We start from the raw sequence: 19,952 nt of genomic DNA, 5'->3' as shown, positions 1-19,952 counted from the left end.
TTCTGGCTCTCAACCACGGGCCACCTCCAGGCAAATACTCACCACACGGTCGGTGGCATCCGGTTTGGCCAGACGACGGGCGATTTCGCCCATGGCCAGCAGTTTGTCGTTGTGCATCAGAACCTCGGTCAACTGTGCGGCCAGCGCGGTCGCATCAGTGGCATGTTGCGGCAACAGCACGGCGGCGCCGGCGTTGGCCAGAAATTCGGCGTTGCGCGTCTGGTGATCGTCGATCGCGTGGGGCAACGGGATCAGGAAAGCCGGCAGGCCGGCAGCGGCCACCTCGCTAACGGTCAGCGCGCCGGCGCGGCAGACGATCAGATCGGCCCAGCCATAGGCATCGGCCATATCGCTGATGAACGGACGGACATCGGCCTCGATGGCCAGATCCCGGTAGCGCCCGGCGGTGATGTCCGCGTGCTGGCGGCCGGCCTGATGGCAGATCTGCGGGCGCAGAGCTTCGGGCAGCAGCGCCAGGGCAGCCGGCAGCAATTTGTTCAGCGGCTCGGCACCCAGACTACCGCCCAGCACCAGCAGTCGCGGCTTGCGGCTCTGCAGCGAAGTCCGCGGCGTCGGCAGGAACAGCTCCTCGCGCACCGGATTGCCGGTGGTGTGCAGCTTGGCGCTGGACTTGAAGGTCTGCGGGAAGGCCTCGCAAATCCGCGCAGCGATACGCGACAGCAGGCGGTTGGCAGTGCCGGCCACGGCATTCTGCTCATGGATGATCAGCGGCACGCCGGCCAGTCGCGCGGCGAGGCCGCCGGGGCCGGTCACGTAGCCGCCCATGCCGAGCACGCAGACCGGCTGCAGCTCGCGCACGATACGGCGGGCCTGCAGCAGGGCACGGAAGATGTCGAACGGCGCCTTGAGCAGAGACTTGACGCCCTTGCCGCGCAAACCCGACACCTGAATTAGGTGCAGCGGCAGGCCGGCGGCGGGCACCAGCTCGTTCTCGATACCACGCGGGGTGCCCAGCCAGTGCACGGCATAACCGCGCGCCTGGAACTCGCGGGCACAGGCCAGCGCCGGGAACACGTGCCCGCCGGTACCGCCAGCCATGATCAGTACGTTAGCGGCCATGGCGAAGCTCCCGTACGGCCGACTCGTCGAAGAAGTCATCTTCGGAGAACTCCACTTCCTCGCTGCCCAGCAGGCTGCGACGCTCCCACTCGATGCGCAGCAGCACACCCAGGCAGGCGGCGCAAACCACCAGCGAGCTGCCGCCGTAGCTAAGGAATGGCAGGGTCAGACCCTTAGTTGGCAGCAGACCGGTGTTCACACCGATATTGATGAGAATCTGGCCGATCCACAGGAACGCCAGACCGTAGGCGACGTAAGCCGAGTAGAACTGCTTGGCCTTCTCCGCCCACAGGCCGATGTACAGGGCACGCACGCCGACGAAGACGAACAGCGCCACGGTCAGCAGCGCGCCGATCATGCCAAGCTCTTCGGCCAGCACGGAAAAGACGAAGTCGGTGTGGGCTTCCGGCAGGTAGAACTGCTTCTGGATGCTGTTGCCAAGCCCCACGCCCAGCCATTCGCCACGACCGAAGGCGATCAGTGCCTGCGACAGCTGGTAACCGGCACCGAACTGATCGGCCCAGGGATCGGCAAAGTTGGTCAGGCGCGCCATCCGGTAAGGCTGCGCCTGCACCAGAATGACCACGGCGACCACGGCGGCAATCACCAGCAGCAGGAAGCGGAACAGCCCCACGCCGCCCAGGAACAGCATGGCACCAGCCGCACCGAGCATCACCACGGTGGCGCCGAAGTCCGGCTCCAGCAGCAGCAGCACCGCCAGCGGCAGCAATACGAAGAACGGCTTGATAAAGCCCATCCAGCTTTCCCGTACTTCCTGCTGACGGCGCACCAGGTAGCCGGCCAGATAGACCACCACGGCCACCTTTGCCAGCTCGGAAGGCTGAATGTTAAAGATGCCGAAGCCGATCCAGCGCGAAGCACCGTTGACCTCACGGCCGATGCCGGGGATCAGCACCAGCACCAGCAGAGCCGCGCTGCCCAACAGCAGCTTGCCGCCATTGGCCTGCCAGGTGCTCATCGGCACCATCAGCGTGAGCACGCAGGCCACGGCACCAATGGCCAGATACACCAGGTGACGCACCATGTAATACAGCGGCGTGCCGGACTGCGCGGCGGCCACTTCCGACGAAGCCGAGGTGATCATCACCAGGCCCAGGCCGAGCAGTGCCAGGCAGCCGGCCAGCAGCGGAAAATCGATATCGACACCACGCCCGCTGTTCAGCGGTGACGGGAAGGGGCGCAGGAAGCCGAGACCGTTGATCATGCCAGGGCCTGCGCTGCGGCGGCGAACAGACGGCCGCGCTCTTCGAAGTTCTTGAACATGTCCAAGCTGGCGCAGGCCGGCGACAGCAGTACGGCATCACCACTCTGGGCCAGCTCGGCGGCGCGCTGCACGGCCTCGTCCAGGCTCTGCACACGCAGCAGCGGTACCGCATCGCCCAACGCTGTGGCCAGACGCTCGGCGTCACGGCCCAGCAGCACCACGGCGCGGCAGAACCTGGCCACCGGCGCCTGCAGCGCAGCGAAGTCGGCGCCCTTGCCATCGCCACCGGCGATCAGCACCAGCTTGCCGGCGATATCCGCGCCCAGCCCCTCGATGGCAGCCAGTGCGGCGCCGACGTTGGTGGCCTTGGAGTCGTTGTAATAGCTGACTCCGGAGTGCTCACACACCCACTGACAGCGATGATCGAGACCGACGAAACGCTGCAGGGTCGCCAGCATCGGCGCGAACGGCAGGCCGGCGGCGTGCCCCAGTGCCAGGGCCGCCAGGGCGTTGCTCTGGTTGTGCACACCGCGCATTTTCAGCTCACGGGTCGGCAGCAGCGGCTCGAACTGGAAGGTCAGCCACTTCTCGCCTTCGCGCTCGGTAAGGCCAAAGCCCTTGAAGTCCGGCTTGCCCAGACCGAAGGTCCAGCACGGCAACTGATCGGCCACCAACGGACGCGACAGGCCATCATCACGATTGACCACTACCTGCTGCGCGCCACGGAAGATGCGGTGCTTGGCCAGGTGGTACTGCTGCATGTCCGCATAACGGTCCATGTGGTCTTCGCTGAGATTGAGGCAGGTCGCCACTGCGGCATTCAGGCGCTCGGTGGTTTCCAGCTGGAAGCTGGACAGCTCCAGCACATACAGCTCCACTTCGTCGCTGAGCAGATCCAGCGCCGGGGTGCCGAGATTGCCGCCCACAGCGACCTTCTTGCCGGCCTCGGCGGCCATTTCGCCGACCAGAGTGGTCACCGTGCTCTTGGCATTGGAGCCGGTAATGGCAATGATCGGTGCCTTGGCATAACGGGCAAACAGGTCGATATCACCCGACAGTTTGACGCCGCGCGCGGCGGCCTCCTGCAGAGCCGGGGTGGCCACGGCCAGACCGGGGCTGACATACAGCTCGCTGGCGCGGCAGAGGAACTCCACATCCAGTTCACCGCAGCGGACTTCCACTTCCGGATAGTCGCGCTGCAGGGTGGCCAGCTCCGGCGGATTCGCGCGGGTATCAGCCACGGCAAAGCGCAGACCCTGACGCGCTAGGAAGCGCACCAGGGACATGCCGCTCTTGCCGAGGCCGACAACGATGCGGAATTGGTCGGAAGCGATCAGGCTCACAGGTCAGTCCTCAACGCAGCTTCAGGGTGGCCAGGCCGATCAGCACCAGAATCACGGTGATGATCCAGAAGCGCACGATCACGCGCGGCTCCGGCCAGCCTTTCAGTTCGAAGTGGTGATGGATCGGCGCCATGCGGAACACGCGCTTGCCGGTCAGCTTGAAGCTGGCGACCTGGATCATCACCGACAGGGTTTCCATGACGAACACGCCGCCCATGATGAACAGCACGATCTCCTGACGAACGATCACGGCGATGGTGCCGAGCGCCGCACCCAGCGCCAGCGCGCCCACGTCGCCCATGAACACCTGAGCCGGGTAGGTGTTGAACCACAGGAAGCCCAGACCCGCACCGACCAGCGCGGCGCAGAACACGATCAGCTCGCCGGAGCCCGGCACATAGGGGATGAACAGGTATTCGGCGAACTTAATGTTGCCCGACAGGTAGCAGAAGATGCCCAGTGCGCCGCCCACCAGCACGGTCGGCAGGATGGCCAGGCCATCGAGCCCGTCGGTCAGGTTCACCGCATTGCTGGTGCCGACGATGACGAAGTAGGTCAGCACCACGAAGCCCACACCCAGCGGAATGGCCACGTCCTTGAGCATCGGCACGATCAGGGTGGTTTCCACAGGACTCTGCGCGGTCACATACAGGAACACCGCGGCGGCGAGACCGAATACCGACTGCCAGAAATACTTCCAGCGGCTCGGCAGGCCACGGGAGTTCTTCTCGATCACCTTGCGGTAGTCATCCACCCAGCCGATGGCGCCGAACAGCAGGGTCACGGCCAGTACGGTCCACACATAGCGGTTGGTCAGGTCAGCCCACAGCAGAGTGCTCACGGCGATGGCGGTGAGAATCAGCGCGCCACCCATGGTCGGCGTGCCCTTCTTCGACAGGTGCGACTGCGGGCCATCGTTGCGCACGGCCTGGCCGATCTGGCGAATCTGCAGGGTGCGAATCATCCACGGGCCCAGCCACAGCGACAGGGCCAGGGCTGTCAGTACCCCGAGAATCCCGCGCAGGGTCAGGTACTGGAACACGCCGAAGCCGGTGTGAAACTGTTGCAGGTACTCCGCCAGCAGCAGCAGCATTAGTGAGTCTCCTCGGTGGATGCGCAAAGTGCAGCGACGACCTTGTCCATAGCCGCACTGCGCGAACCTTTGATCAATAGCGTGGTAGAGGGTCCCTGCTCGGCGGCCAGTGCGGCGATCAGGCTGGCCTGATCGGCAAAGTGGCGGCCTTCGGCGCCGAATGCGGCTACCGCATGGCGCATCAGCGGGCCGACGGCATACAGCGCGTCGACTTTGCCGGCCGCGTAAGTGCCGACGTCGCGATGGCCTTGCTCGGCCCATTCGCCCAACTCGCCAATATCCCCCAGCACCAGAACGGTGCGACCGGGGAAGGCGGCGAGTATATCAACCGCGGCGCACACAGCGACCGGGTTGGCGTTGTAGGTATCGTCGATCAGTCGCGCGCCATTCGTCGCCACACGAGCAACGGCGCGGCCTTTGACCGGTTGCAGGCTTTCCAGCCCCTGCCGGATCCCGACCAGCGGCACGTTCAGCGTGTGCGCCGCAGCCGCCGCGGCCAGGGCATTGGCAACATTGTGCAGACCCAGCAGATTGAGCTGCACCCGCACCTCGCCCGCCGGGCTGTGCAGGGTGAAGGCCGGGCAGCCGCGCGCATCATGCTCGATGGCGCTGGCATGGAAATCGGCCTGGGGGTTGTTCAGGGCAAAGGTCAGCACGGGGCGCTCACCGACACGCTGCCGCCAGGTAGCAAAGGCCGCCTGGTCAAGATTGAGCACGGCCACGCCATCGGCGGTCAGCCCTTCGAGAATTTCGCCCTTGGCCTGGACAATCTTCTCCGGACCACCGAACTCGCCAACGTGGGCATTGCCGGCATTGTTCAGGATCGCCACCTGCGGCCGGGTCAGCGCCACGGTGTAGGCAATCTCGCCGACATGGTTGGCACCCAGCTCAATCACGGCACTGCGGTGCTCGGGCGCCAGTTCCAGCAGGGTCAGCGGCACACCGAGATCATTGTTCAGGTTGCCACGGGTCGCCAGGACCGGCCCCAGGGTCGAAAGAATGCTGGCGAGCATTTCCTTGACCGTGGTCTTGCCGGAGGAGCCGGTGACCGCGACCAGCGGGCCGCTGAAGGCGGCACGGTTCAGCGCGCCCAGTTGCCCCAGCGCAATACGGGTATCGGCCACCACCAGCTGCGGCAGGCCTGCACCCGGCACCTCGCGCTGTACCAGCGCGGCAACGGCGCCCTTGGCCGCCACGTCTGCCAGGTAGTTATGGCCGTCGAAGTTGGGGCCAACCAGAGCGACGAACAACTGACCGGCCTCGATCTTGCGGCTGTCGGTGCTCACGGCAGCAAAGGCCACATCGGCGCCCACTACACGTGCGCCGAGGGCATTGGCCACTTCGCTGAGCCGCAGCGCTTTAAGCATGCTTCACCTCGCGTGCCGCCAGAGCCTTGGCCGCCTCTTCAAGATCGGAGAAATGCAGGCGCTCGCCGTGAATCTCCTGGTAGTCCTCATGCCCCTTGCCGGCCAGCACCACCACGTCACCGACCTTGGCGGCGGCGATCAGCTGCGCGATGGCCTCGCCGCGACCGTGCAGGAACTGCACAGCCTCGGCCTGGGCGAAGCCGGCGCGAATGTCGGCAAAAATCTGTGCCGGCTCTTCCGTGCGCGGGTTGTCGTCGGTAACCAGCACACGATCGGCCAGCGCCTCGGCAATCTGCGCCATCAGCGGGCGCTTGCCACGGTCACGGTCACCACCGCAACCGAACAGGCACAGCAGCTCGCCCTGCACATGCGGACGCAGCGCCCGCAGCACCTGCTCCAGAGCATCCGGGGTGTGCGCGTAATCCACGACAACCAGTGGCTGCGCACCGCCGCCCAGACGCTGCATGCGGCCTACCGGGCCCTGCAATTTCGGCATGACCGCGAGAATTTCGTCCAGCGGATAGTTCAGACCCAGCAAGGCCCCGACTACCGCCAAGAGGTTGCTCAGGTTGAAACGACCCAGCAGCGGGCTACGCAGCAGGCCGGCACCTTGCGGCGAGACGATGCGTGCTTCGATGCCGTCATTGCTGAAGCGGGCTTCTGAGCAGTACAGGTAGGCATCGGCATTTTCCAGGCTGTAGCCGATCAGGCGTGACTCGGCGACCCCGGCAGCCAGCTGGCGACCGAAGGCGTCGTCCAGATTGATCACCCGGCACTTGAGCTGCGGCCAGGCGAACAGCTTGGCCTTGGCCGCGCCATAGGCCTCCATGCTGCCGTGGTAATCCAGGTGATCACGCGACAGGTTGGTGAACACCGCCACATCGAAATCCAGCGCCGCCACGCGCCCTTGCTCCAGACCATGGGAGGAAACCTCCATGGCCACGGCACGAGCGCCGGCCTGCTTGAGGCGGGCCAGGGTGGCCTGCACAGCCAGCGGATCAGGCGTGGTGTGCTTGCCGCTCTCCAGAGCGTCGAAGAAGCCGACACCCAGAGTACCGATCAGGCCGCAGCGCTCGCCAAGCAGGTCAAGGGCCTGAGCGATCAGCTGGCTTACGCTGGTCTTGCCATTGGTGCCGGTCACCCCGACCAGATGCAGACCGCGGCTCGGTTCGCCATAAAAGCGCCCGGCGATGGCCGACAACTGCTGCGCCAGCCCCTTGACCGGCAACAGCTGAGCCGCGCTATCGCTCATCTGCGGCGCGCCTTCGCTTTCGTAGGCCACCGCCGCGGCGCCACGGCCGATGGCGTCGGCGATATGGTCGCGGCCATCGCTGCGGGTTCCGGGAATGGCCAGAAACAGATCACCGGCCTTGACCGCGCGGCTGTCCAGGGTCAGCTCGCGAATCAGCGTTGAGCTCTCCGCCTGCAGCATGAATTGATTGAGCGGCATAGGCATCAGATACGCCCTCCTTTGCCTTGCACCAGCGCAGCGGTCTTGTTCTCCGGGCTTTCCGCCGGAACCGGCGCTGGCAGATTGTCTGGAGCCACGTTCATCAGACGCAGCGCGCCTGCCATGACCTTGCCGAAAACAGGCGCGGCGACGAAGCCACCAAAGTACTGACCGAACAAAGGACGGGGCTCGTCGATGATGACGATGCAAGCCAGACGCGGATTGGAAATAGGCGCCAGGCCGGCAAACACAGAGCGGTAGCGTTTCTCTTCGTAGCCACCGCCAGCCTTGGTCTTGTGAATGGTGCCGGTCTTGCCGCCCACCTGATAGCCAGGCACACGCGCCTTGGAGCCGGTACCACCATTTTCGTCGACCACGGTACGCAGCATCTGCAGAACCTGGCCCGCGACTTTGGGGTCAAGCACCTGTACGCCTGTCGGACGCTGATCAATACGAGTCATCGACAGCGGGACGCTGAGGCCCTTGTTGCCCAGTACGCCATAGGCATGGGCGAGCTGCACTGCAGTAACCGACAGGCCGTAGCCATAGGACATCACCGCCGTTTCCACCGGCTTCCACACGCGGAAATTCGGCAGATTGCCGACGCGCTCGCCAGGGAAGCCCAGTCCGGTATCCTGCCCCAACCCTACCTGCTGAAGGGTCGCAAACAGCTGCTCGCCACCGATGTCCAGAGCAATGCGGGCGACGCCAATGTTGCTGGACTTCTTGATCACACCGGTGATGTCCAGCACACCGTAGTTGTGCACGTCGCGCACGGTCTTGCGTCCCACCTGGTAGTAACCCGGACGGGTGTCAATGATGGTTTCCGGCTGGTACTTGCCCGAGTTCAGGCCCATGGCCACGACGAACGGCTTGACCGCCGAACCCGGCTCGAATACGTCGATCATGGCGCGGTTGCGCATCATCGCCGGGTTGAGGTTGCGACGGTTGTTCGGGTTGTAGGTCGGCTGGTTGGCCATCGCCAGGACTTCGCCAGTCTGCACATCGATCATCACCAGACTGCCGGCCTTGGCACCGAACTCGACCAGCGCGTTGCGCAGCTCACGATGGGCCAGGTACTGCAGGCGCAGGTCGATGGACAGTGCCAGGCTCTTGCCCGCCTTGGCGTTCTGGGTGACCTGCAGATCGCGAATCAGGTGACCACGACGATCCTTGAGCACCTGGCGCTTGCCCGGCACGCCGGCAAGCCAGTCTTCATAGGCCAGCTCGACGCCTTCACGACCCTTGTCATCGACATCGGTGAAGCCAACCACATGAGCGGTCACTTCACCAGCCGGATAGAAACGACGAAATTCCTCGATGGCATAAACCCCGGGAATCTTCAGATCGGTAACCGACTGCCCCTGCTCGGGCGTCAACCCTCGCACCAGATACATGAACTCGCGCTTGCGGTGCAGTTCGATACGCTCGGCCAGCGTGGCCGGCTGTACGCCCAGCACAGCGGCCAGCTGAGGCCAGCGTTGCTTGGCGCCCATCAGTTCCTTGGGGTTGGCCCACAGCGTGGTCACGGCGGTAGAGACGGCCAGCGGCTCACCATTGCGATCGGTGATCAGGCCACGGTGCGCCGGAATCGGAATATGCCGCAGGCTGCGTGCATCGCCCTGATCCTGGAGAAACTGCTGATCAAACACATGCAGATCCACGATCCGCCAGCAGATAGCCGCAACCATGGCGGCGAGCAGCGCCAGCACCAGGCGGAAACGCCAGGGATAGAGCGCGCCGTCAAGACTGCTCATGGCGCCACCATCTGTACTTCGGCCGGCTCCGGAATCCGCATCTGCAACTGACCGGTGGCCAGTGCTTCGATGCGGCTGTGCGCGGTCCAGGTGCTCTGCTCCAGGAGCAAACGCCCCCACTCGGCCTGCGCCTTGTCGCGCACACTGAGCTCGGCAAACAGGGCATTGAGCAACTGCCGGTTCCAATGCGCGGTATAGGCAACGCCTACTGCCGAGATCAGGATGGCCGTAAACAGTACGCCAAGCAGAAAACTGCCCGGCGGCAATGGTTTGGCATAAAGGCGGCTCAACGCAGTTTCTCCGCTACGCGCATTACCGCGCTGCGCGAGCGTGGATTGGCCTTGACCTCGGCATCACTGGCGAAGATCGGCTTGCCCAGCAGTTTGAGGCGAGGCTCGAAAGCCTTGGGAATGATCGGCAGGTGACGCGGCAGGTTGTCCGCCTCGCCCTTGGCATGCTTGCGCATGAACTGCTTGACGATGCGGTCTTCCAGCGAGTGGAAGCTGATCACCACCAGGCGGCCGCCGACTGCCAGACTTTCCAGAGCAGCATCCAGCCCGCGCTCCAGATCACCCAGCTCGTTATTGACGTGAATGCGCAAACCCTGGAAGGCCCGGGTTGCCGGATTCTTGCCCTTTTCCCAGGACGGATTGGCTTCGGTCAGCACCGCCGCCAGATCGGCCGTGCGCTCGAATGGCCTGACCGCACGACGCTCGACCACGGCCCGTGCCATGCGCTTGGCGAAGCGCTCCTCGCCATACTCCTTGAAGACGCGGGCAATTTCCTCGACATCCGCCGTGGCAATGAACTGTGCCGCACTGCTACCGGCATCCGGATTCATGCGCATGTCCAGCGGACCATCATTGAGAAAGCTGAAGCCGCGAGTCGGGTCATCCAGCTGTGGCGAGGATACACCCAGGTCGAGCAGAACGCCCTGCACCTGGCCCGTCAGCTGGCGCGCAGCAAGCTCATCGCCCATGTCGGCAAAGCTGCGCTGCACAATGACAAAGCGGCCGTCTTCGGCCGCCAGAGCATTACCGGTGGCAATCGCCAGAGGATCCTTGTCGAAGCCGAGCAGCCGCCCTTGTGCGCCGAGCCCTTCCAGAATCAGCCGGCTATGACCACCGCGGCCGAAGGTGCCATCGACGTAGCAACGGTCAGCGCGCAGCGCCAACTGCTCAACGGCTTCGTCGAGCAGTACGGTGATATGGCGGTAGGCGCTGGCAGTCATAGTCACAGGATCAGATCACGCAGTTCATCCGGCAGACCGCCAGGTTGTTTGATGGCCGCCAGATCCGCCTCTGCCAGCGCGTTCCAGGCACTTTCATTCCACAGCTGAAACTTGTTCAGCTGCCCAACCAGCATCGCGTGCTTGTCCAGACCTGCGTGCTCACGCAGACGCGGCGGCACCAGGAAGCGGCCATTGCTGTCCAGCTCCAGATCCACGGCATTACCGATCAGCACGCGCTGCAGGCGACGGTTTTCTTCAACAAGGGATGGCAGCTGACGCAATTTGGCTTCGATCAGCTCCCACTCAGTCAGCGGGTAGACGCACAGGCAGGGGTCAACAGCATCAACCGTCACGATGAGCTGGCCGGCACAACGCGAAAGCAGCTCATCACGATACCGACTCGGCATCGCGAGGCGCCCTTTGGCGTCGAGACTGATGGCGTTAGCTCCGCGAAACAAGATTGCGCTTCCCCTTATTAACTAGCTTTCCGTGCTTAAAAAACCACTTCAACCCACTTCATACCACTTTCGCACACTATAGGAACGCAAGCTCCCCACCGTCAAGGCGAGCCTTGAGGGAAAAATCCTTACAGAACGTAGATTTAGCGACGATTCGAGGGGGTTTTAGCGGGTTTTTGGCGGGGGATTTTGAGGCAATATTTCACCCGCTCAGAGAGCTGAGCGCTGAACTTAAAGTAACTTCTTAAGAGTAAGAATTTTTAGATATTGAGCAGGTGGGAAAACAGCAAAAGCAGATTAAGCAGAAAGAGGTGGAGAGTCGGTCTGTAAGCCGGGTTCTGTCGAGGACAGCCATTCCTCTACGACATACATCACTGCATGCCTTTAGCAACCTACCCGGTTCCAACGCGGGCCGCGCCAATGGAACCCTATTTGGTCTTGCTCCGAGTGGGGTTTGCCTAGCCACGGACTGTTACCAGCCGTGCGGTGCGCTCTTACCGCACCTTTTCACCCTTACCGGCGCTTGCGCGCTTAGGCGGTTGTTTTCTGTGGCACTTTCCGTAGGCTCGCGCCTCCCAGGCGTTACCTGGCACTCTGCCCTATGGAGCCCGGACTTTCCTCCCCCTTCTTGCGAAGGCAGCGACTGTCCAACCGACTCTCCGCCAACAAGGTTACCCATTGCAGCGCAGTGGAACAAGCTAACAGGCTGTTGAAAAACGCTGGCGAGGCCGCCAGCGCAAGGCAAAAACAGGCGAAAAAGCGCAGTTTACGAATGGTAAATGAGCATTTTGAGCCTGCTTTTAACGCCGCGCTGGCAACGCAGGTAGTTTTTCAACAGCCTGTTAAGCCTTGCCCTGACGCTCCAGCGCGGCCTGATACAGCAGGTTCTTGCGCACCCCGGTGATCTCTGCAGCCAGCGCCGCCGCACGCTTGACCGGCATTTCCGCCAGCAGCAGATCAAGCACGCGCAAGCTCTCCGCCGAGACAGCCTCTTCACCTTCCGGCGCCTGCCAGCCACCCACCAACAGCACGCACTCACCACGCTGCTGGTTGCTGTCGGCAGCAATGAACTCGCGCAGCTCGGCCAACGGCAACCCCTTGAGGGTCTCGAAGGTCTTGGTCAGCTCACGCGCCAGCAACGCGGGACGCTCGGGACCGAACACCGCCAGCATGTCCTCGACGCTCTCCAGCAGACGATGTGGCGCCTCGTAAAACAGCAACGTCCGCGGCTCTTCGCGCAGCGCCTCGAGGCGCTGACGACGCCCCGTCGCCTTGGCCGGCAGGAACCCCTCGAAGATGAAACGATCCGATGGCAGCCCAGCCGCCGACAGGGCAGCAATCAGCGCGCAGGCCCCCGGCACCGGCACAACCGGAATGCCAGCCGCCCGCGCAGAGCGCACCAGATGAAAACCCGGATCGGATATCAGCGGCGTGCCGGCATCGGAAATCAGCGCAACATCTTCACCCGCCTGCAGGCGACCGATAAAACGCCCACCCTGATCACGCTCATTATGTTCATGGCAGGCCGCCAACGGGGTGCCAATGCCGAAATGCTGCAGCAGCCGCTGCGAATGGCGCGTGTCCTCGGCAGCGATCAGCGCCACCTCGCGCAACACCCGCAGGGCGCGCGCACTAATGTCATCCAGATTGCCAATCGGCGTGGCCACGACATACAAGGTTCCAAAAGTACTCACAGCCCACCTCGATCCAGCGAAAGGCGCCTAGTGTATCGCGATTGCCCGCACTCACGTCGCGCCACCGCCGCCCCTTGGGTACAATCGCGGCTTTCCCGACGAGCAATGGAATCGCCCATGACCGCCAGCCTGCGTCCGCTTTCCGCCCTTTTCCTCGCCAGCCTGCTGAGCGCCTGCGCCAGCACACCGAGCAATCCGTTGGGCGAACTGCCACGCACGCCTGCCGCCAGCATTGAACAACTGCTGGAACAGGCCGCTACGGCCAACAGCGAAGAAGCCAGCCTGCTGCGCCTTTCCGCTGCCGATCAGGCTTTCCGCCAGCAGGACATCGGCCGCGCCAGCAGCATCATGCAGCAAGTATCCCTGGACAGCCTAAAGCCAGCCCAGCAGGTCTTCGCCAGCACCCTGACGGCCGAGCTAGCCCTCGCCCGCAAGAAGCCGAAAACAGCCCTCAAGGCACTTCAGCACCCCAGCCTGGAACAGCTCAGCGCTCTGCCGGTCGACCTGCAGATCCGCAGCCAGCTGGCGCGTGCGCGCGCCCTTGAAGGCAGCGGGCAGATCCTGAATGCAGCGCGCGAGCGGGTGTTCATTGCCCCACTGCTCAGCGGTGAAGCTGCCGCGAGCAACCAGACGGCTATCTGGAAGCTGGTCAGCAGCCTGCCACTGGAGCAACTGCAGCCAGGGGGCGATGCCGACCTCAGCGGATGGCTGGAGCTGGCACGCCTGACCAAAACCAGCGCCACACCCGATCAGCAGCTGAGCGCGATCGAGGCCTGGCGCAGCGCCAACCCGAATCATCCCGCTGCTCGCGAGTTGCCGGCCGATCTGCAAAAGGTTCTGCAACTGGCTGGTCAGCCACTCACCCGTATCGCGCTACTGCTACCGGCCGAAGGACAGCTCGCACAGGTCAGCCAGGCTCTGCGCGACGGCTTCATGGCCGGTCACTTCGCCGCCCAGCAGGCCGGGCAGAACCCACCGAAGATAGACTTCTACGACAGCTCACGCCTCAGTTCTCTGGATGATTTCTACCGCCACGCTCAGGCCGACGGCGTGCAGCTGGTCATCGGCCCACTGGAAAAACCCTTGGTCAAGCAACTGGCCAGTCGCCCGCAACTACCCATTACCACCCTTGCACTGAACTATGCCGATGCCGGCCAGCAAGGCCCCGCGCAACTCTTCCAGTTCGGCCTGGCCGCCGAGGACGAAGCACGCGAAGTAGCCCGACGCGCCTGGGATGATGGTATGCGTCGCGCCGTGGCACTGGTGCCGGAAAGTGAATGGGGCGACCGAGTTCTGGCAGCCTTCCAGCAGAGCTGGCAGGCCAATGGCGGCACGCTGATCGCCGCCAGCCGCGTCAGCCAGCCGGTGGAACTGGCACAACAGATCGGCGATCTGTTCCAGCTGCGCCAGAGCGAGGCACGCGCCAAGCGCCTGCAAAACACCCTCGGCGTACCGGTCAGCGCACAACCCACGCGCCGGCAGGATGTCGACTTCATCTTCCTTGCTGCCACCCCGCAACAGGCACGCCAGATCAAACCGACCCTGGCCTTCCAGTACGCCGGCGATGTACCGGTCTACGCCACCTCGCATCTGTTCAGCGGCAGCAACGGCACGCAGGACAACGACCTCAACGGCATCCGTTTCTGCGAAACCCCCTGGCTGCTCAATGGCAGCGATGCACTGCGTCAGCAGGTCACCAGCCAATGGCCACAAGCCGGCGGCAGCTTGGCCGCCTGTATGCCATGGGCCTTGATGCCTACCGCCTGGCGCCGCGCCTGAGCCAGCTCAAGGCCCTGCCCGACACCCATGTCGACGGCGCCTCAGGCGCCCTCAGCCTGACGCCCGACCAGCGCGTGCAGCGCCAGCTGCCGTGGGCCGAGTACCGCGACGGCCAGGTGCAGCCACTGCTGGCCAACGGCATTTGAGTAATACCCGGCAACAAGGCCAGGCCAGCGAACAACTGGCCTGCCAGCACCTGCAACGCCAAGGCCTGCGGCTGCTGACGCAGAACTGGCAGTGCCGGCAGGGCGAGCTTGATCTGGTCATGCTCGACGGCGATACAGTAGTATTCGTCGAAGTGCGCTACCGGCGGCATGCCGCCTGGGGCGGCGCCGCAGAGAGCGTGGATGCACGCAAACGCGCCCGCCTTGCAACCGCTGCACAGCACTTTCTGCTGCAAGAGTCGCGCTGGGCCAAACACCCGTGCCGATTTGACGTGGTCGCCATCAGCCCGGACGACCACTCACACCCGCGGCTGGACTGGATCCAGAATGCCTTCGAGACCTGACCAGCCGCCCCAATGAAGGTTTATCCATGGACATGCAATCCCGTATCCGCCAGATGTTCCAGGCCAGCATCGACACCAAGCAACAGGCTATGGAGGTGCTTGCGCCGCACATCGAACTGGGCAGCCAGGTCATGGTCAACGCCCTGCTGAACGAGGGCAAGATCCTCACCTGTGGCAACGGTGGTTCGGCCGGTGATGCTCAGCACTTCTCCTCGGAACTGCTCAACCGATTCGAGCGCGAACGCCCAAGCCTGCCGGCCATCGCACTGACCACCGACAGCTCGACCATCACCTCGATTGCCAACGACTACAGCTACAACGAGGTGTTCTCCAAGCAGATCCGCGCGCTCGGCCAGCCCGGCGACGTGCTGCTGGCGATCTCCACCAGTGGCAACTCGGCCAACGTGATCCAGGCCATTCAGGCCGCGCATGACCGTGAAATGCTGGTCGTTGCCCTGACCGGCCGCGACGGCGGCGGCATGGCATCGCTGCTGCTGCCGGAAGACGTCGAGATTCGCGTCCCCTCGAAAGTCACCGCACGCATCCAGGAGGTCCATCTGCTGGCCATCCACTGCCTGTGCGACCTGATCGACAGCCAACTGTTCGGAAGTGAAGAATGAAACAACGCCTGACTCTGGCCCTGCTGCTTGGCGCCACCCTGCTGACCAGCGGCTGCGGCAGCCGCAGCGTCGGCAACAAGATCGATGACCAGTTCATCCCGGGCAATGTCAGCAGCAACATTGAGCGCGCGCACGCCGATCTGGGCAGCAAGAGCTCACACATTGTCGTGACCAGCTATAACGGGGTGGTTTTGCTGGCTGGCCAGACGCCACGCGCCGAGCTCAAGCAGCTGGCTGGACAGGCCGCAGGTCGTACGCAGGACGTGAAGAAGGTTTACAACGAACTGCAGATCATGACGCCTTCGAGCGCTCTGGCACGCAGCAATGACGCCCTGATCACCAGCAAGATCAAGGCAAACATGCTGCTCGACACCACCATCCCCAGCAGCAAGATCAAGATCGTCACCGAGAACGGCATTGTCTTCCTGCTCGGCCTGGTAACCCGCAAGGAAGGGCAAAGCGCCGCAAATGTCGCCACCAGCCACTCCGGCGTACAGAAGGTGGTCAAGCTGTTCGAATACACCGACTAGCCTGCTCTTTGAGGCATGAAAAAGGCGATCTTACGATCGCCTTTTTTGTTACTTGACCACCTTGAGGCTTGGCCGACCTGCCGGCCGCGGCGGCTCGCCACCACCAGACGGACCATCATCCTGCGGCCCGTTATCCTCTTCGCCCTCATCCTCGCCATCGACCTCGAAGACCATGCCCTGGCCATTTTCCCGGGCATAGATGGCCATCAGCGCCTGAATCGGAATGTAGAGGCTCTGCGGAACCCCGCCAAAACGCCCCTCGAAACTCACCGCTGCGTTTTCCATCTGCAGGTAACGCACTGCACTGGGCGAGATATTGAGCACGATCTGCCCGTCCTTGGCGAAGCCTGTAGGGACTTTGACGCCTGCATAGTCGGCATTGACCAGAATATGCGGCGTGCAGTTGTTATCCACAATCCACTCGTAGAGCGCACGAACCAGATAGGGGCGACTGGAATTCATCATCGACAGCTCCTTAGCGCATGTCGCGTTCGACAGCCGAGAGACTGGCACGAAATGACTCGCGGGCAAAGCTGCGCTCCATGTAGTCCAGCAACGGCTTGGCCGGTCGCGGCAGTTCAATTCCCATCAGCGGCAGACGCCAGAGAATCGGCAGAAGGCAGCAGTCGACCAGACTCAACTCCTCACTGAGGAAGTAGGGCTTGTCGGCGAACAATGGCGAAACACCGGTCAGGCTTTCACGCAGCTCCTTGCGCGCCACCACTTTGGCCGCTTCCTTGACCTTGGGATCGAGAAGCTGATCCGCCAGACTGCACCAGTCGCGCTGGATGCGGTGCATCAGCAGGCGACTGTTGGCCCGTGCCACCGGATATACCGGCAACAGCGGCGGGTGCGGATAGCGCTCTTCCAGGTACTCCATGATCACTGACGACTCATAGAGCGCCAGATCGCGATCCGCCAGGGTCGGCAGGCTGCCGTAGGGATTCAGCTCAGCCAGCCGGGCCGGGCACTGACCTGCCGGGATTTCCTGCAAGTCGGCAGCCAGACCTTTCTCGGCCAGCACCAGACGTACACGGTGACTGTAGTGACTGACAGGATCGGAAAACAGGGTGAGCTTGGTAATAGAGGCCATCAAGCCCTCCTCGCTACAACGGTTTGCAGACAGCAGAAACGCGTGCGCGCCCCGAAGGGCGCGCACGGTAAAGCAGGGACTGGATCAGTGCACGTCTTTCCAGTATTCGCGCTTGAGCAGGTAGGCGAATACGAAGAAGAAGGCCAGATACAGCAGAACGTAGACACCGATACGCTGGCTCTCGAGCTTGACCGGATTGGCCGAATACTCGAGGAAGGTCACCAGGTTCTTGATGGTCTCATCAAACTCGGCTTCCGACTGAGTACCAGTCTTCGGCACCACAGTCAGCTGATCACAGGCTTCATGAGTGATCGGAGCGCCAGTCAGCGGATCGAACTGCTTCTTGCCGTTCTCAACCACCTGAACCTGCTTGCAACCAATTACCTGACGACCCTGCAGACCCACCAGGACGTTCGGCATACCGACGTTCGGGAAAGCCTTGTTGTTCACACCCCACGGACGCGCCGGATCTTCATAGAAGGTGCGCAGATAGGTGTAGAGCCAGTCAGCGCCACGAACACGGGCAACCAGCGTCAGATCAGGCGGAGCTGCACCGAACCAGACCTTGGCCTGCTCCGGCTGCATACCGATCTTCATGTGATCGCCGATCTTGGCGCCAGTGAATACCACATTCTCCAGCATGACCTGCTCAGGAATACCCAAGTCCTTGGCTACACGCTCGTAACGCTGGAACTTGGCGCTGTGGCAACCCATGCAGTAGTTGGCAAAGGTGCGGGCGCCGTCCTGCAGAGCAGCCTTGTCGGTCAGATCGATATCGACGTGATCATTCGGATACTCGAGTGCCGCATTGGCCGAAGCGAAGGCTGGCAGCACAGCGAAAAACAGTGCGATAAATTGCTTTTTCATCAGCCAGTCACCCTTTCCGGAACCGGTTTAGTCTTCTCCATCCGGGTATAGAACGGCATCAGGATGAAGTAGGCGAAATACAGGATGGTGCAGATCTGCGACAGCAGAGTACGCTCCGGCGTCGGCGCCAGCACACCCAGCACGCCCAGAATCACGAAGGACACGCAGAATACGAGCAGCCAGACCTTGCTCATCCAGCCTTTGTAGCGCATGGACTTGACCGGACTACGGTCCAGCCACGGCAGGACGAACAGAATAGCGATGGCAGCGCCCATGGCGATGACACCCATCAGCTTGTCCGGAACGGCACGCAGAATCGCGTAGAACGGAGTGAAGTACCAAACCGGAGCAATGTGTGCCGGAGTCTTGAACGGGTTGGCCTGTTCAAAGTTCGGCTTCTCCAGGAAGTAACCGCCCATTTCCGGGAAGAAGAAGATCACCGCGCAGAAGACGAACAGGAATACCACCACGCCGACGATATCTTTCACCGAGTAGTACGGGTGGAAGGCGATGCCGTCGAGCGGAATGCCGTTCTCATCCTTCTTCTTCTTGATGTCGACGCCGTCCGGGTTGTTCGAACCCACTTCGTGCAGCGCCAGGATGTGCAGCACAACCAGGCCGAGCAGCACGATCGGCAGAGCGATCACGTGCAGCGCGAAGAAGCGGTTCAGGGTGATGCCAGAGATCAGGTAGTCACCACGGATCCACATGGTCAAGTCATCGCCGATTACCGGGATGGCACCAAACAGGGAGATGATCACCTGGGCACCCCAGTAGGACATCTGGCCCCAGGGCAGCAAATAGCCCATAAAGGCCTCGGCCATCAGGGCGAGGTAGATCAGCATACCGAAGATCCACACCAGCTCACGCGGCTTCTGGTAGGAGCCGTAGAGCAGACCGCGGAACATGTGCAGGTAGACCACCACGAAGAACGCCGAAGCACCGGTGGAGTGCATGTAGCGGATGATCCAGCCGTACTCCACGTCACGCATGATGTATTCGACGGAAGCGAAGGCTTCCTCGGCGGACGGGGTGAAGCTCATGGTCAGCCAGACACCGGTGAGGATCTGGTTAACCAGAACCAGCAGGGCCAGCGAGCCAAAGAAGTAGAAGAAGTTGAAGTTCTTCGGGGCGTAGTACTTGCTCAGATGGTCTTCCCACATCTTTGTCGCGGGGAAGCGCGCATCAACCCAAGCCATGAACTTTTCCATCAGGCTTTCTCCTGGTCCACGCCGATGATCAGCACATCATCGGACTCGTAGCTGTGCGGCGGCACCGGCAGGTTCAACGGAGCCGGCTGAGCCTTGTAGACGCGACCCGCGAGGTCATAGCGGGAGCCATGGCACGGGCAGAAGTAACCACCAACCCACTCAGCACCCAGGTCAGCCGGCGCCACTTCCGGACGGAAGGATGGCGAGCAGCCCAGGTGCGTGCACAGGCCAACCAGAACCAGCACTTCCGGCTTGATCGAACGATTTTGCTTGTCCACATAAGTCGGCTGCACCGAAGCCTCGGATTGAGGATCCGCTACCGCGCCATCGATCTTGCGCAGATTGCTCAGAATCTCCTCCGTGCGGCGCACGATGAATACCGGCTGGCCACGCCACTCAGCAACAATCTGCTGACCCGGCTCGATCTTGCCGATATTCACCTTCACCGGTGCACCGGCCGCTTTGGCCTTCGCACTGGGGAACCATGACCCCACGAACGGGACCGCAGCACCTACCGCTCCCGCAGCACCCACCACAGAGGTGGCCGCTACCAGGAAGCGACGCCGGCCTGCATTCACGCCGTCATTGCTCATTCAGTCGTCTCCCATCAGCTTTGTGGCCTGTTGTTCAGGCCTCTACTAAGTAA

General features: G+C 62.7%; 19 protein-coding genes, 1 other RNA gene and 1 pseudogene. 4 read left to right on the top strand and 17 right to left on the bottom strand.

The window, feature by feature from the left end:
- Positions 1–9: 9 nt before the first annotated feature.
- From murG to rsmI, 12 genes are all read right to left on the bottom strand, one after another.
- Entirely contained in the window at positions 10–1,080 is a 1,071-nt protein-coding gene (gene murG / locus CK486_RS11805; protein ID WP_095940497.1) for an undecaprenyldiphospho-muramoylpentapeptide beta-N-acetylglucosaminyltransferase, read from the bottom strand.
- Positions 1,070–2,305, bottom strand: a complete 1,236-nt coding sequence (gene ftsW, locus CK486_RS11800; RefSeq protein WP_095940496.1) for a putative lipid II flippase FtsW — start codon at positions 2,303–2,305, stop codon at positions 1,070–1,072. Before ftsW ends, murG begins: the two co-directional genes overlap by 11 nt.
- Positions 2,302–3,648: a UDP-N-acetylmuramoyl-L-alanine--D-glutamate ligase gene (gene murD, locus CK486_RS11795; protein ID WP_095940495.1), complete on the bottom strand. Its 1,347-nt coding sequence runs from the start codon at positions 3,646–3,648 to the stop codon at positions 2,302–2,304. The genes ftsW and murD overlap by 4 nt, the downstream gene beginning before the upstream one ends.
- 10 nt (positions 3,649–3,658) lie before the next feature.
- Complete coding sequence (gene mraY, locus CK486_RS11790; protein WP_095940494.1) at positions 3,659–4,741, bottom strand: phospho-N-acetylmuramoyl-pentapeptide-transferase; 1,083 nt, start codon at positions 4,739–4,741, stop codon at positions 3,659–3,661.
- Entirely contained in the window at positions 4,741–6,108 is a 1,368-nt protein-coding gene (murF, locus tag CK486_RS11785) for a UDP-N-acetylmuramoyl-tripeptide--D-alanyl-D-alanine ligase (protein ID WP_095940493.1), read from the bottom strand. Before murF ends, mraY begins: the two co-directional genes overlap by 1 nt.
- A complete protein-coding gene (murE, locus tag CK486_RS11780; protein WP_095940492.1) occupies positions 6,101–7,564 on the bottom strand; it encodes a UDP-N-acetylmuramoyl-L-alanyl-D-glutamate--2,6-diaminopimelate ligase in 1,464 nt (487 codons plus the stop codon). The genes murF and murE overlap by 8 nt, the downstream gene beginning before the upstream one ends.
- Positions 7,564–9,315: a penicillin-binding protein 2 gene (locus CK486_RS11775; protein WP_095940491.1), complete on the bottom strand. Its 1,752-nt coding sequence runs from the start codon at positions 9,313–9,315 to the stop codon at positions 7,564–7,566. Before CK486_RS11775 ends, murE begins: the two co-directional genes overlap by 1 nt.
- Positions 9,312–9,605, bottom strand: a complete 294-nt coding sequence (ftsL, locus tag CK486_RS11770; RefSeq protein WP_095940490.1) for a cell division protein FtsL — start codon at positions 9,603–9,605, stop codon at positions 9,312–9,314. Before ftsL ends, CK486_RS11775 begins: the two co-directional genes overlap by 4 nt.
- The gene (gene rsmH, locus CK486_RS11765) at positions 9,602–10,546 is read right to left on the bottom strand and encodes a 16S rRNA (cytosine(1402)-N(4))-methyltransferase RsmH (RefSeq protein ID WP_095940489.1); all 945 of its coding nucleotides are present in this window, start codon (positions 10,544–10,546) and stop codon (positions 9,602–9,604) included. Before rsmH ends, ftsL begins: the two co-directional genes overlap by 4 nt.
- 2 nt (positions 10,547–10,548) lie before the next feature.
- Positions 10,549–11,004, bottom strand: coding sequence for a division/cell wall cluster transcriptional repressor MraZ (gene mraZ / locus CK486_RS11760; RefSeq protein WP_095940488.1), 456 nt, complete (start codon positions 11,002–11,004; stop codon positions 10,549–10,551).
- A gap of 311 nt (positions 11,005–11,315) precedes the next feature.
- Positions 11,316–11,663: RNase P RNA component class A (gene rnpB / locus CK486_RS11755), an RNA gene on the bottom strand.
- Between the two features lie 183 nt (positions 11,664–11,846).
- On the bottom strand, positions 11,847–12,698 hold the full coding sequence (gene rsmI / locus CK486_RS11750) for a 16S rRNA (cytidine(1402)-2'-O)-methyltransferase (RefSeq protein WP_095940487.1): 852 nt from the start codon (positions 12,696–12,698) through the stop codon (positions 11,847–11,849).
- A 117-nt stretch (positions 12,699–12,815) separates the two neighbouring features.
- On the opposite strand from rsmI, the pseudogene CK486_RS11745 reads away from it, so the two are divergent.
- The 4 genes and pseudogenes from CK486_RS11745 to CK486_RS11730 all read left to right on the top strand — a co-directional run bounded on the left by CK486_RS11745 (position 12,816) and on the right by CK486_RS11730 (position 16,135).
- Positions 12,816–14,623, top strand: a pseudogene (locus CK486_RS11745) (penicillin-binding protein activator).
- The gene (locus tag CK486_RS11740; RefSeq protein WP_095940486.1) at positions 14,620–14,985 is read left to right on the top strand and encodes a YraN family protein; all 366 of its coding nucleotides are present in this window, start codon (positions 14,620–14,622) and stop codon (positions 14,983–14,985) included. Before CK486_RS11745 ends, CK486_RS11740 begins: the two are co-directional and overlap by 4 nt.
- A 26-nt stretch (positions 14,986–15,011) precedes the next feature.
- The gene (locus CK486_RS11735; protein WP_095940485.1) at positions 15,012–15,605 is read left to right on the top strand and encodes a phosphoheptose isomerase; all 594 of its coding nucleotides are present in this window, start codon (positions 15,012–15,014) and stop codon (positions 15,603–15,605) included.
- Positions 15,602–16,135 carry a BON domain-containing protein gene (locus CK486_RS11730; RefSeq protein ID WP_095940484.1) on the top strand — a complete coding sequence of 178 codons (534 nt, stop codon included), beginning with the start codon at positions 15,602–15,604 and terminating at the stop codon, positions 16,133–16,135. The genes CK486_RS11735 and CK486_RS11730 overlap by 4 nt, the downstream gene beginning before the upstream one ends.
- A 48-nt stretch (positions 16,136–16,183) precedes the next feature.
- Here the strand turns inward: CK486_RS11730 and CK486_RS11725 are convergent, their stop codons facing one another.
- From CK486_RS11725 to petA, 5 genes are all read right to left on the bottom strand, one after another.
- Entirely contained in the window at positions 16,184–16,597 is a 414-nt protein-coding gene (locus CK486_RS11725; RefSeq protein WP_095940654.1) for a ClpXP protease specificity-enhancing factor, read from the bottom strand.
- Between the two features lie 13 nt (positions 16,598–16,610).
- The gene (locus tag CK486_RS11720) at positions 16,611–17,228 is read right to left on the bottom strand and encodes a glutathione S-transferase N-terminal domain-containing protein (protein WP_095940483.1); all 618 of its coding nucleotides are present in this window, start codon (positions 17,226–17,228) and stop codon (positions 16,611–16,613) included.
- 84 nt (positions 17,229–17,312) lie between these two features.
- Complete coding sequence (locus CK486_RS11715) at positions 17,313–18,095, bottom strand: cytochrome c1 (RefSeq protein WP_095940482.1); 783 nt, start codon at positions 18,093–18,095, stop codon at positions 17,313–17,315.
- A complete protein-coding gene (locus tag CK486_RS11710) occupies positions 18,095–19,306 on the bottom strand; it encodes a cytochrome bc complex cytochrome b subunit (protein WP_095940481.1) in 1,212 nt (403 codons plus the stop codon). Before CK486_RS11710 ends, CK486_RS11715 begins: the two co-directional genes overlap by 1 nt.
- On the bottom strand, positions 19,306–19,899 hold the full coding sequence (gene petA / locus CK486_RS11705; protein WP_095940480.1) for a ubiquinol-cytochrome c reductase iron-sulfur subunit: 594 nt from the start codon (positions 19,897–19,899) through the stop codon (positions 19,306–19,308). The genes CK486_RS11710 and petA overlap by 1 nt, the downstream gene beginning before the upstream one ends.
- Positions 19,900–19,952: the final 53 nt, after the last annotated feature.

Source organism: Pseudomonas sp. HAR-UPW-AIA-41, from assembly GCF_002304225.1.
Classification (GTDB): Bacteria; Pseudomonadota; Gammaproteobacteria; order Pseudomonadales; family Pseudomonadaceae; genus Aquipseudomonas.
Note: the sequence above shows the minus strand (reverse complement) of the source record. Positions and strands in the feature narration are given on the sequence as shown.

Bases quoted from the DNA above. Each gene is read 5' to 3' on its own strand.
- CK486_RS11735 (WP_095940485.1), top strand. From the start codon at position 15,012: ATGGACATGCAATCCCGTATCCGCCAGATGTTCCAGGCCAGCATCGAC.
- CK486_RS11775 (WP_095940491.1), bottom strand. From the start codon at position 9,315: ATGAGCAGTCTTGACGGCGCGCTCTATCCCTGGCGTTTCCGCCTGGTG.
- CK486_RS11730 (WP_095940484.1), top strand. From the start codon at position 15,602: ATGAAACAACGCCTGACTCTGGCCCTGCTGCTTGGCGCCACCCTGCTG.
- CK486_RS11710 (WP_095940481.1), bottom strand. From the start codon at position 19,306: ATGGAAAAGTTCATGGCTTGGGTTGATGCGCGCTTCCCCGCGACAAAG.
- ftsW (WP_095940496.1), bottom strand. From the start codon at position 2,305: ATGATCAACGGTCTCGGCTTCCTGCGCCCCTTCCCGTCACCGCTGAAC.
- CK486_RS11720 (WP_095940483.1), bottom strand. From the start codon at position 17,228: ATGGCCTCTATTACCAAGCTCACCCTGTTTTCCGATCCTGTCAGTCAC.
- mraY (WP_095940494.1), bottom strand. From the start codon at position 4,741: ATGCTGCTGCTGCTGGCGGAGTACCTGCAACAGTTTCACACCGGCTTC.
- petA (WP_095940480.1), bottom strand. From the start codon at position 19,899: ATGAGCAATGACGGCGTGAATGCAGGCCGGCGTCGCTTCCTGGTAGCG.
- CK486_RS11715 (WP_095940482.1), bottom strand. From the start codon at position 18,095: ATGAAAAAGCAATTTATCGCACTGTTTTTCGCTGTGCTGCCAGCCTTC.
- murG (WP_095940497.1), bottom strand. From the start codon at position 1,080: ATGGCCGCTAACGTACTGATCATGGCTGGCGGTACCGGCGGGCACGTG.
- rsmH (WP_095940489.1), bottom strand. From the start codon at position 10,546: ATGACTGCCAGCGCCTACCGCCATATCACCGTACTGCTCGACGAAGCC.
- murF (WP_095940493.1), bottom strand. From the start codon at position 6,108: ATGCTTAAAGCGCTGCGGCTCAGCGAAGTGGCCAATGCCCTCGGCGCA.
- murE (WP_095940492.1), bottom strand. From the start codon at position 7,564: ATGCCTATGCCGCTCAATCAATTCATGCTGCAGGCGGAGAGCTCAACG.
- CK486_RS11725 (WP_095940654.1), bottom strand. From the start codon at position 16,597: ATGAATTCCAGTCGCCCCTATCTGGTTCGTGCGCTCTACGAGTGGATT.